Genomic DNA, 16,748 nt, shown 5'->3' on the forward strand with positions numbered 1-16,748 from the left:
CCACCGCCGACGACGCGGGTGCCCCGGCCAGACCGGATGGCGACGGTGCTCCACAATGGGGCCGCCGACCCCTCCGGCGACAGGAGCAACCGATGATCGTCCACGCCGCCTCGGGCGACACCTGGGGTGTCCCCGGTCCGACCTTCCTGCGGCTTTACCTCGTGGCGGCCGTCGTGGTGGCCGCCGTCGCGGTGCTGCACCGGGTGCGCCTCACCGCCGGCGCGGAACCCCCCGTCAGCAAGCGACTCGACCCCGAGGAGGTCGGCTACCTCAACGGTGGGCCGACCCTCGCGGTGCACGCCGCGCTGGGCGGCCTGCGGAGCAGCGGCGCGATCGACGTCGGCCCGGATCGTCACCTGCGCACCACCGGCCCGGCCCCGACCGGGCTCACCCCACTGAAGCAGGCGATCCACTGGGCCGCCCACCAGGGCGTCCGAGCCCGGGACCTGGCCCAGGACGAGCGGGTGGCCGCCGCGCTCGACCAGCTCGGGGCCCGCCTCGAAGAGCGGGGACTGCGAGTGAACCCGGCGCGGCGGGTCACCGCACAACAGTGGCGGCTGCTCCTCGCCGCCCTGCTGGTGTTCGGCGTCGTACGGCTGTTCGCCGGGCTGGCCAACGGCCGACCGGTGGGCTTCCTGCTGCTCACCCTGGTCGGCGTGGCGGTGGCGGTGCTGCTGCTCTGGCGGGTGCCGGAGACCACCCCGGCCGGTCGCAGCGCGCTGCGCGACCTGCGGAACCGACACCGCCACCTCGCACCCGACTCGTCCCCCGCGTACGCCACCTACGGCGCGGCCGGCGCGGCGATGGGCGTGGCGCTGTACGGCACGGTGTCGCTGTGGGCCATCGACCCGGGCTTCGCCGCGCAGGCCGAGATCCAGCGCCAGGCGATCGCCAGCAGCGGCTGGTCGTCGGGTGCCGGCACCGGGTCCTCGGGTACGACCGGCAGCTCCTGCGGCGGCGGCAGCTCCTGCGGTGGAGGCGGCGGGTGCGGCGGCGGTGGGTGCGGCGGGTGACCGGCCCGTACGGCGTCGGCATCGGCTGGCGTCCCGAGATCGCCGGTTTCGTGGCCGAGCTGCCCGGGTTGCGCTTCGTCGAGGTGGTGGCCGAGTCCGTGGCGTCGGCCGGGCCCCTTCCGGTCGGGCTGACGGGGCTGCGCGAGCGCGGTGTGACAGTCGTACCCCATGGGGTGCGGCTCTCCCTCGGCGGCGTCGAACCGGTCGACCCGGCCCGCATCGCCCACCTGGCCGCCGTCGCGCAGCGGGTGGACGCCCCGCTGGTCAGCGAGCACATCGCGTTCGTGCGGGCCGGTGGGCTGGAGGCCGGGCACCTGCTGCCGCTCCCTCGCAGCCGGGAGGCGGTCGACGCGGTCTGCGCGAACGTGGCCCGCGCGCAGGCCGAGCTGCCGGTGCCGATCGCGCTGGAACCGATCGCCGCCCTCTTCGCCTGGCCCGACGACGAGCTGGACGAGGCGGACTTCCTCACCGAGATCCTGGACCGGACCGGCGCGCTGCTGCTGCTGGACGTCGCCAACGTGCACGCCAACGCCCGCAACCGGGGCACCGACCCGCTCGCGCTGCTCGACCGGCTGCCGCTGGACCGGATCGGCTACGTGCACGTGGCCGGCGGGGCCGAACACGGCGGCTTCTACCACGACACGCACACCCATCCCATGCCGCCGCAGGTGCTGGAGCTGGTCGGCGCGCTCTGTGCCCGGCGACGGCCGCCGGCGCTGCTGCTGGAGCGCGACGGCGGGTACCCGCCGGCCGCCGAGCTGCGCGCCGAACTGGACGCCCTGGCCGCGGCGTCCGGCTTCCCGGCCGTGACATGACCGGCGCTGCCGGCCGTGACCTGACCGGCGCTCCCGGCCGTGACCTGACCGGCGCTGCCGGCGGCGACCGGGACGGCGCACCCGAGCGGCCCGCACCCCGGCCCGGCCTGGCCGCGCGGCAGGCGGAGCTGGTCGCGGCGCTGGTCGCCGGAGGTCCGTCGCCGGCCGGATTCGCGGTGGGGCCGCTGGCCGCCGCCCGGGCGGCGCTGCTGAACAAGCGCGCCGGCGAGGTGGCCCGGCATTGGCCGCTGCTCGCCGCCGGCCTCGGCCCGGCGTGGCTGTCGACCTTCGTCGACTGGGCCGCCGGCCGCCCCACGACCGGCTCGCTGCGCGACGGCTGGGATCTGGCCCGGACCCTGCGCGGGCGGGCCGCGCTGCCGCCATCGGGCGCGGAGGAGCTGGCGGTCCGGGAGGCGGCCCTGCGCTACGACGGGCACACCGCGCCACGTCCGCGCCGGCTGCCGGCCGTCGCCCGCGCCGGCGGCGCCATCGCGGTGCAGGTCGCCGGTCGGGTACGTCTGCTGCGCCCCGCCGCCAACGTTGGCGGGGACGCTCCGGATCGGGCAGGATCGGCGTTATGGATCTCGGACTGACCGACCGCGTGTACGTGCTGACCGGCGCCTCCCGCGGCCTGGGTTACGCGACGGCGCAGTGCCTGGTCGCCGACGGTGCCCGGGTGGTGCTCTCGGCGCGGGACGCGGACGCGGTGGCCGCCGCCGCCGAGCAGCTGGGCGGTCCGGGCAAGGCGGTCGGCGTCGCCGCGGACCTGACCGACCCGCAGACCCCGGAGCGGCTCGTCGCGGCGGCCCGCACCCACTTCGGCCGGCTCGACGGCGCGCTGATCTCGGTCGGCGGCCCGCCCGCCGGCAACGCCGCGTCGATCACCGACGAGCAGTGGCGGAACTCCTTCGAGACCGTCTTCCTGGGCACCGTCCGCACCGCGCGCGCCGTCGCCGGGGCCCTGCCCGACGGGGGCGCGATCGGGCTGGTGCTGTCCACGTCGGCCCGTGGGCCGGTGCCCGGCCTCGGCATCTCCAACGGCCTGCGGCCCGGCCTCGTCGGCGTCGCCAAGGACATCGCCGACGACTACGGCCCGCGCGGCGTACGCGTCGTCGGCCTGCTGCCCGGCCGGATCATGACGGACCGCAACCGGGAGCTGTTCGCCGCGACCGGCGACCCGGAGCGCGCCCGCGCCGAGGCGGAGGCCCTCATCCCGTTGCGACGCCTCGGCGACCCGGCCGAGTTCGGTCGGGTGGCCGCGTTCGTGCTCTCCCCCGCCGCGAGTTACCTGACCGGCCTCACCGTGCCGGTCGACGGCGGCGCGTTGCGGGGCCTGTGAAGCCTGACCGACCGCGAGCTTCCCGTGCGGTCACGCCGCACGGGCCGACCCAGCCCGGTCACCCGGCCGTTGATCGACTCGGCTCGCAGGAAGTCGGGCCGTCGACGCGACCAGGACACCCCGACTTCCAAGAACCCGGGTCGATCAACACGCGGTCCCGTCCGACCAAGACGGACCTGGCCGCAGCCGCGGACCGGACCATCCCGGACGTGCTCGCGCCAGCGCTGTCGGTGCTCTTCGTCGGCATCAATCCCGGCCTCTGGTCGGCCGCGACCGGGTGGCACTTCGCCCGGCCCGGCAACCGGTTCTGGCCGGCGCTGCACCTGGGCGGGTTCACCCCCCGACTGCTGCACCCGAGCGAGCAGGTCGAGTTACCGCCCCTCGGCCTCGGCATCACCAACATGGCCGCCCGGGCCAGCGCCCGCGCCGACGAGCTGAGCGCCGCGGAACTGCTCGACGGCGCCGCGGTCCTGACCGACAAGGTGGCCCGATTCACACCACGCTGGGTGGCCGTGGTGGGGGTGACCGCGTACCGGATCGGTTTCCAACGGCCGAAGGCGGCCTTCGGGCCGCAACCGGAGTCGCTGGCCGGCTCCCGGCTCTGGGTGCTACCGAACCCGAGCGGGCTGAACGCCCACTTCACACCGGTCACGCTGGGCGCGGCGTTCGCCGAGCTGCGCGCGGCGACGGGCCTGCGGGTGCGCCGCCCGACCTGACCGTGTCGCCGTTGATCGACTCGACGTCAAGGAAGTCGGGCCGTCGACGCGACCGGGAGACCGCGACTTCCAGCAACCCGAGTCGATCAACCAAGGCGTCCGTCAGTTGGCGGCGGCCGGCGGCATCGCCTCGTCGGCGACGTAGGTGCCCAGGGGCATGACCACCGGCTCGGGGCCGGTCGCGTCCACGAAGGGGCGGGGCGAGTCGGCGACCGCGAACTGGGTGCGGTACAGCTCGGCGTAGAGCCCGCCGACGGCGACCAGCTCGTCGTGCCGGCCCCGCTCGACGATCCGACCGCCGTCGAGCACGAGGATCTGGTCGGCGTCCCGGACGGTGGAGAGCCGGTGGGCGATCACCAGGGCGGTACGTCCGGCCAGCGCCACCGACAGCGCACGCTGCACCGCGGCCTCGCTCTCCGAGTCGAGGTGTGCGGTCGCCTCGTCGAGGATGACGATCGACGGGGCCTTGAGCAGCAGTCGGGCGATGGCGATGCGCTGCTTCTCGCCGCCGGAGAAACGGTAGCCGCGCTCCCCCACCGTCGTGTCCAGACCGTCGGGCAGCGACCGGACCAGGTCGGCGACCTGGGCGCCGGCGAGCGCAGCCCAGATCTCGTCGTCGGTGGCGTCGGGCTTGGCGTAGCGCAGGTTCTCGGCGATGGTCTCGTGGAACAGGTGCGAGTCCTGGGTGACCACGCCGATCTCGTCGCGCAGGGAGGCGAGCGTCGCGTCGCGCACGTCCACCCCGCCGACCAGGACCTGGCCGTCGGAGACGTCGTAGATCCGGGAGACGAGCATCGACAGCGTCGACTTGCCCGCGCCCGACGGCCCCACCAGGGCGACCATCTGCCCCGGCTCGACGCTGAACGAGACGCCCTTGAGCACCGGCTCACTGACGGTGCGGTCGAGGGTGGCGACCTCCTCCAGCGAGGCGAGGGAAATCTCGGCCGCGCTGGGATAGCGGAAGCGCACGTCGCGGAAGTCGACCCGGCCGGCGCCCCGGGGCACCGGGACGGCATCGGCCTTCTCCACGATGCCGGGCTTGAGGTCGAGCACCTCGAAGACCCGGTCGAAGGAGACCAGCGCGCTCATCACGTCCACGCGGACGTTGGAGAGCGCGGTGAGCGGCCCGTACAGGCGGGTGAGCAGCAGCGCGAGGGTCACGACGGTGCCCGCGCTGACGCCGCCGGTGACGGCGAGCCAGCCGCCGAGACCGTAGGTGAGCGCCTGCGCCAGCGAGGCGACCAGCAGCATCGCCACGAAGAATGTCCGGGAGTACATGGCGGACTGGATGCCGATGTCACGCACCCGCTCGGCCCGGTCGGCGAACCGGCGGGCCTCGATCTCGGGCTGCCCGAACAGCTTCACGAGCAGCGCGCCGGCCACCCCGAACCGCTCGGTCATCGTCGCGTTCATCTTGGCGTCGAGGTTGTACGCCTCGCGCGTGATGTCGGCCAGCCGCCGGCCCACCCGGCGTGCCGGGATGATGAAGATCGGCAGCAGCACCAGCGAGAGCGCGGTGATCTGCCAGGAGAGGGTGAACATCACCGCGGCGGTGAGCACCAGTTGGATGACGTTGCTGACCACGCCGGACAGGGTGGAGGTGAACGCGCGCTGGGCGCCGAGCACGTCGTTGTTGAGCCGGCTGACCAGGGCGCCGGTCTGGGTGCGGGTGAAGAACTGCAACGGCATCCGCTGCACGTGGTCGTAGACGCGGGTGCGCAGGTCGAGGATGATGCCCTCGCCGATGCGGGCGGAATACCACCGCTGGGCCAGGGACAGCAACGCGTCGGCGACCGCCAGCCCGGCGATGAACAGGGCCAACCGGACGATGAGCCGACCAGCCTCGGTGCCGCCCCGGTTGATCGCGTTGATCACGTCACCGGCGAGCACCGGCGTGGCGACGCCGATGATGGCGGCGAGCACGACCGTGGCCAGGAAGACGACGATGTCGCGCCGGTAGGGCTGGGCGAAGGCGACGATGCGGCGGGCCACCCCGCTCTTGAGCCGGTGGGTGGAGACTTCGTCGCGGTTGCGCATCGACCGGAGCATGCTCCACCCGGCCATGCCACCGCCGGACATCGGGCTGGACACCACTCACCTCCGGGTCGTCGGGCGGACCGCGCTGTCGGGTCAATTCTCCCGACAGGTGTGACAACCTCGGTCGTAACCCGGATCTTCCCGCGCGGTCCTTACTATTCGCCCCGGCCGGCGAGATCGCGCAGGCGGCGGGTCTGCGCCTCACGCTCGGCCCGCTGCTGGTCGGCGTGCGACCGCCCGGCCGCGCCGGCGAGCAGCGCCTTGATCTCCACCACCGCGTCCCGCGGGCCGGCCAACAGGCCCGCCGTGAGGTCGCGGACCGCGTCGTCCAGCTCTCCCGAGGGTACGACGAGAGTAGCCAGCCCGATCCGGTCGGCCTCGGCGGCGTCCAGCCGGCGGCCCGTGGCGCAGATCTCCAGCGCCCGGGAGTAGCCGACGAGCTCCACGAGACGCTTCGTGCCAGCCAGGTCGGGCACCAACCCGAGTGTCACCTCGGCCATCGAGAACCTCGCGTCGGCGGCGAGGACCCGCAGGTCGCAGGCGAGGGCAAGCTGGAAGCCGGCGCCGATCGCGTGCCCCTGCACCGCCGCCACGGAGATGACGTCCGGCCGGTGCAGCCAGCTGAAGCCGCCCTGGAACTCGGCGATCCGGTCGGCGCACTCGTCCTCGGGCAGCGTGGCCAGCTCGGCGAACGACCCCGGGCCGGACGCACCGGCAACCGCGAGGTCGAGACCGGCGGAGAACGCACGCCCCTCGCCCCGGACCACCACCACCCGTACGTCACCGGGCAGGTCGCGCGAGAATTCGCTCATCGCGCGCCACATGGCCGGTGTCTGGGCATTGAGCACGTCGGGCCGGCACAACGTCACCGTGGCGACCGGCCCGTCGCAGGTCAGCCGAACCCCGGTCGCCTCGGCGGTCACCGGACTGCCCGGGGAGCGGCGTTGGTCAACGACGCTAAGGGGCGGGTCACGCCTTCTTGCGGCGCCGGGCACCGCCGCGCTGACGCAGCTGAACCCCGGACTCGGTGAGCACTCGGTGGATGAACCCGTAGGAACGGCCGGTCGAGGCCGCCAGCGCGCGGATGCTCTCCCCCGAGGTGTACCGCTTTACCAGGTCCTTGGCGAGCGTCTGACGCTCGGCTCCGACGATCCGGCGACCCTTCTCAGTGCTGGTGGCTGTGCCAGTGGCTGCCATGCTGTGTCCTCACGTCCCAGACTGTGCGGTTCGGATACGGTCCCACCTATTAGACCGCCTCGGACGATCATGCGCCAGATATCAACTCTTCGCCAACCGACACGCTATGCAATGTCAGGTTCCCGATAGAGTGATCCTCCCGAACCGTCCCGCTCTGCCACCCGAACGGTCCACCCGAGCGCGGTGACACCTCCACCCGTACGCTCCCGGACGTGATCGACCTGTTCGGCACCGCAGCCGGCGCGGCCGTCGTCTTCGCCGCCACCGACATCGACGACATCGTCATCCTCACGCTGTTCTTCGTCGCGGCCCGCACCACCGGCCGCCCGCGCACCGCGCAGATCGTCGCCGGCCAATATCTGGGCATCGGCGCGCTCGCGCTGGCCAGCGCGGTGGTCGCCGCCGGGTTGCTGGCCGTGCCGGACCCGTGGACCGGGCTGCTCGGCCTGCTGCCGATCGCGCTGGGCGTCCGCGCGCTGTGGCACCGGGACGACGACGAGCCGGCCACCGTGGTCACCGGCACGCTCGGCGTGGCCGGGGTGACGATCGCCAACGGGGCCGACAACGTCGCCGTCTACGTACCCGTGTTCCGGGCTCTCGGCCCCGGCGACAGCGCGGTGTTCCTGCTGATCTTCGTGGTGCTGATCGGCCTGTGGTGCGCCGCCGCGGCCTGGCTGGGCGGCCACCGGCGGGTGGTCGCCCTGGTGGAGCGTGCCGGGCACTGGCTGGTACCGGCGATCTTCGTCGGCATCGGTGTGGTGATCCTGGTCAGCTCCGGCGTGCTGGGCCGGCTCGTCGACCTGCTGGGCTGAGACCGGTCCGGCTGGTCGACCCTGCTGGGCTGAGGCCCGGCGGTCCGGCCACCCGACCGCCCGGCGCAGCGGTCAGGCCAGCTCGACCAGTTCGAGGAGGTCGTCGCTCCAGGCGTCCTCGTCACCGTCGGGCAGCAGGATCGCGCGGTCCGGCTTGAGCGCGAGCACCGCGCCCGGGTCGTGCGTGACCAGCACGATCGCGCCCGGGTAGTTGGCGATCGCGTCGAGCACCTGCTCGCGGCTGACCGGGTCGAGGTTGTTGGTCGGCTCGTCGAGCAGCAGCACGTTGGCGCCCGAGCAGACCAGCGTGGACAGGGCCAGCCGGGTCTTCTCGCCACCGGAGAGCACCCCGGCCGGCTTGTTCACGTCGTCGCCGGAGAAGAGGAACGCGCCGAGGATCTTGCGCAGGTCCGTGTCGGACTGCTCGATCGCGGCGGCGCGCATGTTCTCCAGCACCGTCCGCTCCACGTCCAGCGTCTCGTGCTCCTGCGCGTAGTAGCCCAACCGCAGGCCGTGCCCCGCGTGCACCTCGCCGGTGTCCGGGCTGAGCAGCCCGCCGAGCATCCGCAGCAGCGTCGTCTTCCCCGCGCCGTTGAGCCCGAGGATGGCCACCCGGGAACCCCGGTCCACCGCCACGTTGACGTCGGTGAAGATCTCCAACGAGCCGTACGACTTGGAGAGGCCGGTCGCCGTCAGCGGCGTCTTGCCGCACGGGGCGGGGCTGGGGAAGCGGACCTTTGCCACCCGGTCGGCGACGCGTACCTCCTCCAGGCCCGAGATCAGCTTCTCGGCGCGGCGGGCCATGTTCTGCGCGGCGACGGTCTTGGTGGCCTTGGCCCGCATCTTGTCGGCCTGCGCCATCAGCGCGCCGGCCTTCTTCTCGGCGTTGGCCCGCTCGCGGCGGCGACGTCGCTCGTCGGTCTCGCGGGCCTCCAGGTACGCCTTCCAGCCCAGGTTGTAGACGTCGATTACCGAGCGGGTGGCGTCGAGGAACCAGACCTTGTTGACCACCGACTCCAGCAGCGCGCCATCGTGGGAGATCACGATGAGCCCGCCCTTGTGGTTGGCGAGGAAGCCGCGCAGCCAGGTGATCGAGTCGGCGTCGAGGTGGTTGGTCGGCTCGTCGAGCAGCAGGATGCCGCCGCCGTTCTCACCGGCGTCCCGGAACAGGATCCGGGCCAGCTCGATGCGCCGGCGCTGACCGCCGGAGAGGGTGCCGATGGTCTGGGCGAGCGCGCGGTCCGGCAGCCCGAGGTTGGCGCAGATCCGGGCGGCCTCGGCCTCGGCGGCGTACCCGCCGAGGGCGGCGAACTGGTCCTCCAGCGCGCCGTAGCGGCGGACCAACTTGTCGCTGGCGTCCTCGGCCAGTTGGGCCTCGATCTCCTTCATCTGGGACATCAGCACGTCCAGGCCGCGGGCGGAGAGCACCCGGTCGCGGCCGGTGACCTCCAGGTCGCCGGTGCGGGGGTCCTGCGGGAGGTAGCCGATGGCGCTGCGCTGGTCGATCTGCCCGCCGTACGGCTGGCCCTCGCCGGCGAGCACCTTCAGGGTGGTGGTCTTGCCGGCGCCGTTGCGGCCGACCAGGCCGATCCGATCACCGGGCTGCACGCGCAGGGTGGTGTCGGACAGCAGGATCCGGGAGCCGGCGCGCAACTCCAGGCCGGTGGCAGTGATCATCTCGTGGGACTCGCTCTCGGGGTCTGGAAGGCTGACTCAGGGCACGCGAAAGCGCCGGCGGGCGGTGGGCCCGTCGGCGCGGGGCGGTTCAGCCTTCGCAGCGCGGCACGGCGACAAGTGTACCGGGGCGCGGTCGAGCAGCCGGGCCGGATTACCAATCAAGATCATCGGGTACCGAATCGCCGTCCGGACCCGGTCCGGCGCTGACGGCCTATCACAGGACATTTCACGCGATCGAGGTCATCATGGAGCTGAACGAGAACGCGCAGGTCGACACCAGTCAGGTAGAGGACATGCGTGGATCCGGCGGAGGCGGCGGGGGCGGAGGCCTCGGGATCCCGATCCCCGGGGGCGGCGGCCGGGGCGGCGGCCTGATCGGCATCATCATCGCCGTCGTGCTGGCGTTGGCCGGTGGCGGGTTCGGGCTCAGCCAGCTCGGCGGCGGAGGCGGCAGCGACCAGCCAGCCGACAACTCCAGCCTGGACGCCGAGTGCTCCGCGAGCGCGACCAAGACCGAGGACTGCCGCAACACCCTCTTCATCAATTCCATCCAGGCTTACTGGAAGGACGCCATGCCGAAGGCGTTCGGCGACCAGTACCAGCCGGTCACCACCCGGTTCTTCAGCAACAGCGTGAACACCGGCTGCGGTCAGGCCGACTCGGGTGTCGGCCCGTTCTACTGCCCGGCGGACAAGCATGTCTACATCGACCTGACCTTCTACGACACGCTCAAGTCCGAGTTCGGCGTCACTGGCGAATTCCCCCAGCCGTACGTTCTCGCGCACGAGTACGGCCACCACGTGCAGGACCTGCTCGGCACCGAGGCCAAGGCGCAGGACGGCAAGACCGGGCCTACCTCCGGCTCGGTCCGGCTGGAGTTGCAGGCGGACTGCTTCGCGGGCGCCTGGGCCAACCACGCCACCGAGACCAAGTCGAAGAACGACAAGGCGATCTTCAAGTCGATCAGCGAGCAGGACATCCAGGACGCGGTGGACACCGCTGGCGCGATCGGCGACGACGCCATTCAGCAGAAGTCCGGCCGGGGCAGCGACCCGAGCTCGTACACCCACGGCACCGCCGCCCAGCGGCAGAAGTGGTTCGAGCAGGGCTACAACAGCGGCGACCCGAAGACCTGCGACACCTTCGGCACCAACCAGCTCTGACAGCTCCACGCGGTCGCGGCAGGCCCTCCGAGCGGGCCTGCCGCGATTGTCGTTGGGTGGTCAGTCGAGCCGGGACACCTGGTAGTGCCCGATCAACCAGGCGTCGTGGACCCGCCGCACCAGCACGCCGAGGTACACCCTCAGCGCCGGCCGGTCGGTGAACCCGAACTCGACCTCCAGATAGCCGAGGACCACGTCGTCCGCGAGCCGCCGGGTCTCCCGGATCTCGTACGCGGCGGTCAGGCCCAGCGGCTGTGCCGCGTAGTACGCCGCGATGCCGTCCCGGCCGACGGCGTACGGGTGCAGGCCCTGGAAGATCGCGTCATCCGCGAAGACCGACGCGACGCGGTCCGGCTCGTGCGCGTCGACCGCCGACCTCCACCGGTTCAGGACCGCGCGCAGGATCTCCACCTCGTCACCGGCCACGGTCACCGCCCCGGCCGACCGGGGTCGTTCGGGTGCGGCGTCAACGGCGTGACGGTCTCCCGCCGCCAGGCGCGCAGCGGCATCGACGCGAGGACCGCCTCCAACTCGTCCGCGTCGGCAGCCTCGAAGAGCCCCCACGTACGCCACTCCCCCGGCGCCAGCGGCGGCCGCCACAGGCGCAGCAGACTGCCCCGCGCCGTCAACTCGGCCGAACGCGCCGCCTCACGCGCACGCATCTCGGCAACCCCGTCCTCCGAGGTGCCGGCGGGCACCGTCGTCACCATGTCCACCAGGAACTCCACGCGCCCATCCTCCGACGATGCGCGCCGCACCACGCCCCGAACCCCCGTTCGGGTGGCGGTCATCTCTGCTCCGGCTCGACGGGGCGGCCAGCCGAGAGCAGTCGCCGCCGCCGTGATCCGGCACGGGTAGCGTCGCCGCTGACCACACGCCGCCCGTTCGGGGCGGGGGTAGCGTCGCCGCGGACCAGACGCGGTCAGTCTGCGGCCGGGGCGGGGTCGCGCAACCGGATCCGTACCGCCCGGGCCGCGCTCACCGCCGCGACCAGGACCGCGTGTCGAGGCTCCGGCACGTCGAGCAGCCGCTCGGCCCGCAGCGGCAGCAGCGGGGCCAGCCGCCGGTCCGCGAGCACCGTGTCCACGGCCCGCCGGTCACCGCCGCAGACGAGGGCCGCCAGCTTCGCCGCCTCCGGCAGCAGCAGCCGTACGGCCAGGTCCGCCGCGTCACCCAGCGCCGCCTTGGCCTGGTTGTCACGCCGCCGGGCGAACCGGTGCTGCGACCACCCACCGGCCGCGGTGCGCCCCTGCACGTACCGGGTGTCCACCTTGGAGACCACCAGCTCGGCGCCGAGCGCCACGCCGATCGCCACCGCACCCTTGCGCGCCAACAAGAGACCGATCCGGTACGGCGTGCCGGCGGCGGCCACGAAGGCGGCCACGTCGCCGCTGGCGGGTGACCCGGGTGGCGTGTGCAACTCGGCGGTGGCTCCGTCGGGGGCGGTCAGCAGCAGCCCGTACTCCCGTGCGGTGGTGGTGGGCGGGCCGTGCCGGTCGGCGAAGCCCTCGACCCAGCGGCCGACGCGGGCCGGGTCGACCTCGACCCACCGGCCTCCCCCGGCAGCGGGTCGACTGGTCACCGCCCGACCGTACGCCACCGCCGGCGCACCCGGACCGTCAGCCCGGCACCACCGCGGCCACCGCCAGCGCGGCGATGAGGACGCTGGAGAGCACGCCCGTGACCAGCCGGCCGCGCGGGCCGGTCAGCGCACGGCCGACCACCGTGCCGCCACCGGCGATGAGCAGCTGCCAGCTCGCCGACGCCAGGAACACTCCGGCCACGAACAGGGCCGCCGGCACCGGTCCCGCGTCGGCCGTGTCCGGACGACCGAGGACCAACGCGACGAAGTAGAGCACCGTCGTCGGGTTCAGCAGGGTCAATCCGAGCAGCGCCGCGTAGGCGCGGCCCGGAGTATCCATCCCCCGACCGCCCCGCGCCGTCGGCGCGCGTCGGGAGCGGTGGGCAGCCCAGGTCCGCCAGAGCCCGTGCGCGGCCAGCCCTAACAGGACCACGGCGGCGGCCACCCGCAGCGGACCGGCGGCCGGCGCGATGACCCCGGCCAGGCTCGCGCCGCCCAGCGCGGCCACCGCCGCGTAGAGCCCGTCGGCCGTCGCCACCGCGAGGGCCGCTGCCGCGCCGACCCGGAACGAGGTACGGGCACTGAGCCCCAGGATGAGGATCGCGATCGCGCCGACCGGGATGGCGACGCCGTAGCCGGCCACCAGACCGGCGAGGAACGCCCCGCTCATGGCCGTCGACGCAGGATCGAGGCCCGCCCCGGTACCGGCCGCTGTCGACGACCGGCAGTCGTCGCAGGGACCAGAACCCGCATCGCGTACGCCTCGATCACATCGGCATCCTGCGCGCCGGCAGTCGTCCCCGCAACGGATTTCCCCGCAGCGCCGTCGCATCCGCCCGCCGATCTTGCACTTAGCGACGCCGAAATGTTCACCTTCGCGAATTAAGTCGGCACAGAAAGCGCAAGATCGGCGTCGTAGTCCGCCCCGCGCCCCGCGCCCCGCGCCCCGCGCCCCGCGCCCCGCGCCCCGCGCCCCGCGCCCCGCGCCCCGCGCCCCGCGCCCCGCGCCCCGCGCCCCGCGCCCCGCGCCCCGCGCCCCGCGCCCCGCGCCCCGCGCCCCGCGCCCCGCGCCCCGCGCCCCGCGCCCCGCGCCCCGCGCCCCGCGCCCCGCGCCCCGCGCCCCGCGCCCCGCGCCCCGCGCCCCGCGCCCCGCGCCCAAGATCCTCACAACTTCACCGATGTTGCTGCATCCGCCACGCGGGAAACCGCAACATCGGTGAAGTTGCGCAGATCTTGCCGGGATCGGGCGCCCGATCACTCCCACCCGGCGGGCGAGCCGCGGGCGCCAATCGAAGATCGTGCTCGCACCATGTTGTAGTGGCCTCGGCGAGACACCGAGGCCACTACAACAATGATCGAGCACGATCTTGGTGGATCGGGACCGGTCAGTGCCGCGACTCGGCCCACCGGGGGTCACGGCCGAGGTAGGAGAGCAGCGCGCTCACGTCGTCGGCTTCCGCTCCCGGGTCGAGCGCCGCCGCGTACGCGCCGTAGGACCGCAGCGGCTCGACGATCTGCCGCGCGACCTCGAACAGGGGGCGGGCCAGGTCGTCGTGGAGCGGGGACGGCTGACCGGTGGCCACCGCGATGTCCCAGGCGTGCACCGCCGCGTCGAGGGCGGCGGCGACGGCAGCCAGGTGGGCCGGCAGCGCGCCGTGCGGCAGCGGTGTCGGCACCTGCGGATCCTCGTCGGCGACGCCCACCCAGGCGAGGGCGGACGCGTCGAGGGCGGCGTACAGGCCGGTCAGCTTGTCCCCCTCGATCCGCCCGGAGGGCGCGAACGGGTCCTCCTCCGGCCCCGATCCGCCGGTGATCGCCGCGACGTAGGCGAGCTGGTCGCCGGTCGCGTGCTGGAGCACCTGGGTGACCGTCCACCGCTCGCAGGGGGTGGAGAGGTCCCAGGCCTCGGCCGGGATCCCCTCGGCGGTCGTCCGCAGCGCCCGGTGCGCCTCGTCGAGCACGATCCGCCACTGTCCCGCTGCCGTCTCGTTCATTGTCCCGACCCTCTCCGCTGATCCGCCGAGTTTCCCCGTGAAACGGAACGTTCCGCTCCGTGTCAAACTCAGCTTAGCAGACCGGAACGGTCCGTTCCACAATAGATTTCACCTCTAAACACGACGAGCGCGGCACCCCGGAGGGCACCGCGCTCGAACGGAGAAGGTCGGGAGTCGGGGTCAGACGTTGAAGCCGAGGGAACGGAGCTGGTCCCGACCCTCGTCGGTGATCTTGTCCGGGCCCCACGGCGGGAGCCACACCCAGTTGATCCGGATGTCGTTGACCAGGCCGCCACCGGGGCCGGTGGTGAGGGCCTGCCGGGCCTGGTCCTCGATCACGTCGGTCAGCGGGCACGCCGCCGAGGTGAGCGTCATGTCCAGGGTCGCGACGTTCTCGTCGTCGACGTGCACCCCGTACACCAGGCCCAGGTCGACCACGTTGATGCCCAACTCCGGGTCGACGACGTCCTTCATCGCCTCCTCGATGTCGGCGATCATGGCCTTGCTGACGCCACCCGCCGGGGCGGCGGCGTCGCCACTCACCGCGCCGGTCTGCGCCGCGACGGTGTCGCCGGCCTCCGGCGTCGCCGCAGTAGCCGTATCCTCGCTGCTCATGCCTTCACCTCCGGGCTCACGCCCACACCGGCGCGTGCCGCGGCGTCCTTGAACGCCATCCACGGCAGCAGCGCGCACTTGACCCGGGCGGGATAGCGGGCCACACCCGCGAAAGCAACCCCGTCACCGAGTACGTCCTCGTCCGGCGTGACCTGGCCACGTCCGGACATCAACTCGACGAACGCCTCGTGCACCTCGAATGCTTCCCCGGCGCCCCGACCGCGCAGCAGTTCGTGCAGGACGCTCGCCGAGGCCTGGCTGATCGAGCAACCCATGCCGTCGTACGAGATGTCGTGCAGAACGGTGCCGTCGGTGGCCACCCGGACGGTGACCTCGTCACCGCAGGTCGGGTTGACGTGGTGCGCCTCGGCGACCTGGTCGCCCGGGTCGTCGGCGTCACGCAGGCCCCGCCCGTGCGGGTGCTTGTAGTGATCCAGGATGATCTCCTGGTAGAGCTGGTCGAGCTGCACCATCAGTCGAACACCTTCCGTACCTGCTCCAGACCGCCCACCAGGGCGTCGATCTCCCCGGTGGTGGTGTAGAGGTAGAACGACGCCCGGGTCATCGCCGGAACGCCGAACCGGCTGCACACCGGCTTCGCGCAGTGGTGACCCACCCGCACCTGCACGCCCAGCGAGTCGAGCACCTGGCCCACGTCGTGCGGGTGCACGTCACCGAGGGCGAACGAGATGGTGCCGCCCCGGCCGATCGGTACGGTCGGGCCGAAGATCCGCAGGTCGGGCACCGACCCGAGGGCGTCCAGCGCGTACGCCGTCAGCTCCTTCTCGTGCCACTGGATGGCCGGCATGCCGATCCCGGTGAGGTAGTCGACCGCCGCGCCGAGCGCGACCGCCTCGGCGATCGGCGGAGTTCCCGCCTCGAAGCGGGCCGGCGGGGCGGCGAACGTCGACCGGGCCATGGTCACCGTCTCGATCATCGAGCCGCCGCCCATCACCGGCGGCATGGCCGCCAGCAGCTCGCCCCGGCCCCAGAGCACGCCGATGCCGGTCGGACCGAGCATCTTGTGCCCGGTGAACACGATGTAGTCGGCGTCCAGGTCGACCACGTCGATGGGCAGGTGCGGCACCGACTGCGAGCAGTCCAGCAGCAGCAGCGCGCCCACCTCACGGACCCGCGCGGTGATCCGGGAGGTGGCGTTGACGGTGCCCAGGATGTTCGACATGTGCACCAGCGAGACGATCTTCGTCCGTTCGGTGACCAGATCTTCCAGGCCCGACTCGTCCAACCGGCCCTGGTCGGTGACCGGGAACCAACGCAGGGTCGCGCCGGTGCGCTCGCAGAGCAGCTGCCACGGGACGATGTTCGAGTGGTGCTCCATCTCGGAGATCACCACCTCGTCCCCGGGGCCGAGCCGGAACCGCGGGTCGCCGTCCGGACGCAGCGAGGCGTTGGAGAAGGCGTACGCCACGATGTTGATCGCCTCGGTGGAGTTCTTGGTGAACACCACCTCGTCGACGCTCGGGGCGTTGATGAACGCGGCGAGCTTGGCCCGCGCCCCCTCGTACGCCTCGGTGGCCTCGGTGCCCAGCGTGTGCACCGAGCGCGAGACGTTGGCGTTGTGCCGCGCGTAGTGCTCGTCGAGCACGGCGAGCACCTGACGCGGTTTGTGCGAGGTGTTGGCGCTGTCGAGGTAGACCAGCGGGTGCCCGTTGATCTCCCGGTCGAGGATCGGGAAGTCGGCGCGCACCCGGGCCACGTCGAAACGCGGCACGTCGTCGTACTGCGGCATCCCCTCGGGGATCGCGATGCTGGTCATCTCGACAGCGC

General features: G+C 73.0%; 19 protein-coding genes. 7 read left to right on the top strand and 12 right to left on the bottom strand.

Translation table 11 applies throughout. The annotated features are described in order from the left end of the window. Positions 1–92: 92 nt before the first annotated feature. The 5 genes from ACQP03_RS24210 to mug all read left to right on the top strand — a co-directional run bounded on the left by ACQP03_RS24210 (position 93) and on the right by mug (position 3,883). On the top strand, positions 93–1,013 hold the full coding sequence (locus ACQP03_RS24210) for a TIGR04222 domain-containing membrane protein (protein WP_433458605.1): 921 nt from the start codon (positions 93–95) through the stop codon (positions 1,011–1,013). After that, complete coding sequence (locus ACQP03_RS24215) at positions 1,010–1,828, top strand: DUF692 domain-containing protein (protein WP_433458607.1); 819 nt, start codon at positions 1,010–1,012, stop codon at positions 1,826–1,828. Before ACQP03_RS24210 ends, ACQP03_RS24215 begins: the two co-directional genes overlap by 4 nt. Next, positions 1,825–2,421: a hypothetical protein gene (locus ACQP03_RS24220; protein ID WP_433458609.1), complete on the top strand. Its 597-nt coding sequence runs from the start codon at positions 1,825–1,827 to the stop codon at positions 2,419–2,421. The genes ACQP03_RS24215 and ACQP03_RS24220 overlap by 4 nt, the downstream gene beginning before the upstream one ends. Further along, complete coding sequence (locus ACQP03_RS24225) at positions 2,406–3,167, top strand: SDR family oxidoreductase (protein ID WP_357170862.1); 762 nt, start codon at positions 2,406–2,408, stop codon at positions 3,165–3,167. The genes ACQP03_RS24220 and ACQP03_RS24225 overlap by 16 nt, the downstream gene beginning before the upstream one ends. A 143-nt stretch (positions 3,168–3,310) precedes the next feature. After that, a complete protein-coding gene (gene mug, locus ACQP03_RS24230) occupies positions 3,311–3,883 on the top strand; it encodes a G/U mismatch-specific DNA glycosylase (protein WP_357134372.1) in 573 nt (190 codons plus the stop codon). A gap of 102 nt (positions 3,884–3,985) precedes the next feature. Here mug and ACQP03_RS24235 read toward each other — a convergent pair whose 3' ends face one another. The 3 genes from ACQP03_RS24235 to ACQP03_RS24245 all read right to left on the bottom strand — a co-directional run bounded on the left by ACQP03_RS24235 (position 3,986) and on the right by ACQP03_RS24245 (position 7,117). Further along, positions 3,986–5,962: an ABC transporter ATP-binding protein gene (locus tag ACQP03_RS24235; RefSeq protein ID WP_433461211.1), complete on the bottom strand. Its 1,977-nt coding sequence runs from the start codon at positions 5,960–5,962 to the stop codon at positions 3,986–3,988. A gap of 113 nt (positions 5,963–6,075) precedes the next feature. Beyond that, positions 6,076–6,843: an enoyl-CoA hydratase/isomerase family protein gene (locus ACQP03_RS24240; protein ID WP_357134333.1), complete on the bottom strand. Its 768-nt coding sequence runs from the start codon at positions 6,841–6,843 to the stop codon at positions 6,076–6,078. A gap of 46 nt (positions 6,844–6,889) precedes the next feature. Then, the gene (locus ACQP03_RS24245; RefSeq protein ID WP_007462679.1) at positions 6,890–7,117 is read right to left on the bottom strand and encodes a helix-turn-helix domain-containing protein; all 228 of its coding nucleotides are present in this window, start codon (positions 7,115–7,117) and stop codon (positions 6,890–6,892) included. 212 nt (positions 7,118–7,329) lie between these two features. Between ACQP03_RS24245 and ACQP03_RS24250 the strand changes: the two genes are divergently transcribed. Continuing rightward, positions 7,330–7,929 (top strand): cadmium resistance transporter, encoded by a 600-nt coding sequence (locus ACQP03_RS24250; protein WP_357134331.1) that lies wholly within the window; start codon positions 7,330–7,332, stop codon positions 7,927–7,929. 72 nt (positions 7,930–8,001) lie between these two features. Here ACQP03_RS24250 and ACQP03_RS24255 read toward each other — a convergent pair whose 3' ends face one another. Beyond that, a complete protein-coding gene (locus tag ACQP03_RS24255) occupies positions 8,002–9,606 on the bottom strand; it encodes an ABC-F family ATP-binding cassette domain-containing protein (RefSeq protein WP_357134329.1) in 1,605 nt (534 codons plus the stop codon). Positions 9,607–9,851: 245 nt separating this feature from the next. Here ACQP03_RS24255 and ypfJ point away from each other — a divergent pair, with 245 nt between their 5' ends. Further along, positions 9,852–10,769 (top strand): KPN_02809 family neutral zinc metallopeptidase, encoded by a 918-nt coding sequence (gene ypfJ / locus ACQP03_RS24260; protein ID WP_357134327.1) that lies wholly within the window; start codon positions 9,852–9,854, stop codon positions 10,767–10,769. A gap of 60 nt (positions 10,770–10,829) precedes the next feature. Here the strand turns inward: ypfJ and ACQP03_RS24265 are convergent, their stop codons facing one another. The 8 genes from ACQP03_RS24265 to ACQP03_RS24300 all read right to left on the bottom strand — a co-directional run bounded on the left by ACQP03_RS24265 (position 10,830) and on the right by ACQP03_RS24300 (position 16,737). Continuing rightward, positions 10,830–11,195, bottom strand: coding sequence for an SgcJ/EcaC family oxidoreductase (locus ACQP03_RS24265; protein WP_357170860.1), 366 nt, complete (start codon positions 11,193–11,195; stop codon positions 10,830–10,832). A 2-nt stretch (positions 11,196–11,197) separates the two neighbouring features. Further along, entirely contained in the window at positions 11,198–11,497 is a 300-nt protein-coding gene (locus tag ACQP03_RS24270) for a muconolactone Delta-isomerase family protein (RefSeq protein ID WP_357134323.1), read from the bottom strand. A gap of 194 nt (positions 11,498–11,691) precedes the next feature. After that, positions 11,692–12,351: an acVLRF1 family peptidyl-tRNA hydrolase gene (locus tag ACQP03_RS24275; protein WP_357134321.1), complete on the bottom strand. Its 660-nt coding sequence runs from the start codon at positions 12,349–12,351 to the stop codon at positions 11,692–11,694. Between the two features lie 37 nt (positions 12,352–12,388). After that, positions 12,389–13,021, bottom strand: a complete 633-nt coding sequence (locus tag ACQP03_RS24280; RefSeq protein ID WP_357170856.1) for a LysE family transporter — start codon at positions 13,019–13,021, stop codon at positions 12,389–12,391. Between the two features lie 715 nt (positions 13,022–13,736). Beyond that, the gene (locus ACQP03_RS24285) at positions 13,737–14,345 is read right to left on the bottom strand and encodes a TIGR03086 family metal-binding protein (protein WP_357134316.1); all 609 of its coding nucleotides are present in this window, start codon (positions 14,343–14,345) and stop codon (positions 13,737–13,739) included. 180 nt (positions 14,346–14,525) lie between these two features. After that, the gene (locus ACQP03_RS24290) at positions 14,526–14,960 is read right to left on the bottom strand and encodes a metal-sulfur cluster assembly factor (RefSeq protein WP_357134314.1); all 435 of its coding nucleotides are present in this window, start codon (positions 14,958–14,960) and stop codon (positions 14,526–14,528) included. Next, the gene (gene sufU, locus ACQP03_RS24295; RefSeq protein ID WP_355049630.1) at positions 14,957–15,430 is read right to left on the bottom strand and encodes a Fe-S cluster assembly sulfur transfer protein SufU; all 474 of its coding nucleotides are present in this window, start codon (positions 15,428–15,430) and stop codon (positions 14,957–14,959) included. Before sufU ends, ACQP03_RS24290 begins: the two co-directional genes overlap by 4 nt. A 2-nt stretch (positions 15,431–15,432) precedes the next feature. Continuing rightward, a complete protein-coding gene (locus tag ACQP03_RS24300) occupies positions 15,433–16,737 on the bottom strand; it encodes a cysteine desulfurase (RefSeq protein ID WP_357134312.1) in 1,305 nt (434 codons plus the stop codon). Positions 16,738–16,748 lie beyond the last annotated feature (11 nt).

The organism is Micromonospora sp. CA-248212 (assembly GCF_050948405.1).
Taxonomy (GTDB): Bacteria; Actinomycetota; Actinomycetes; order Mycobacteriales; family Micromonosporaceae; genus Micromonospora.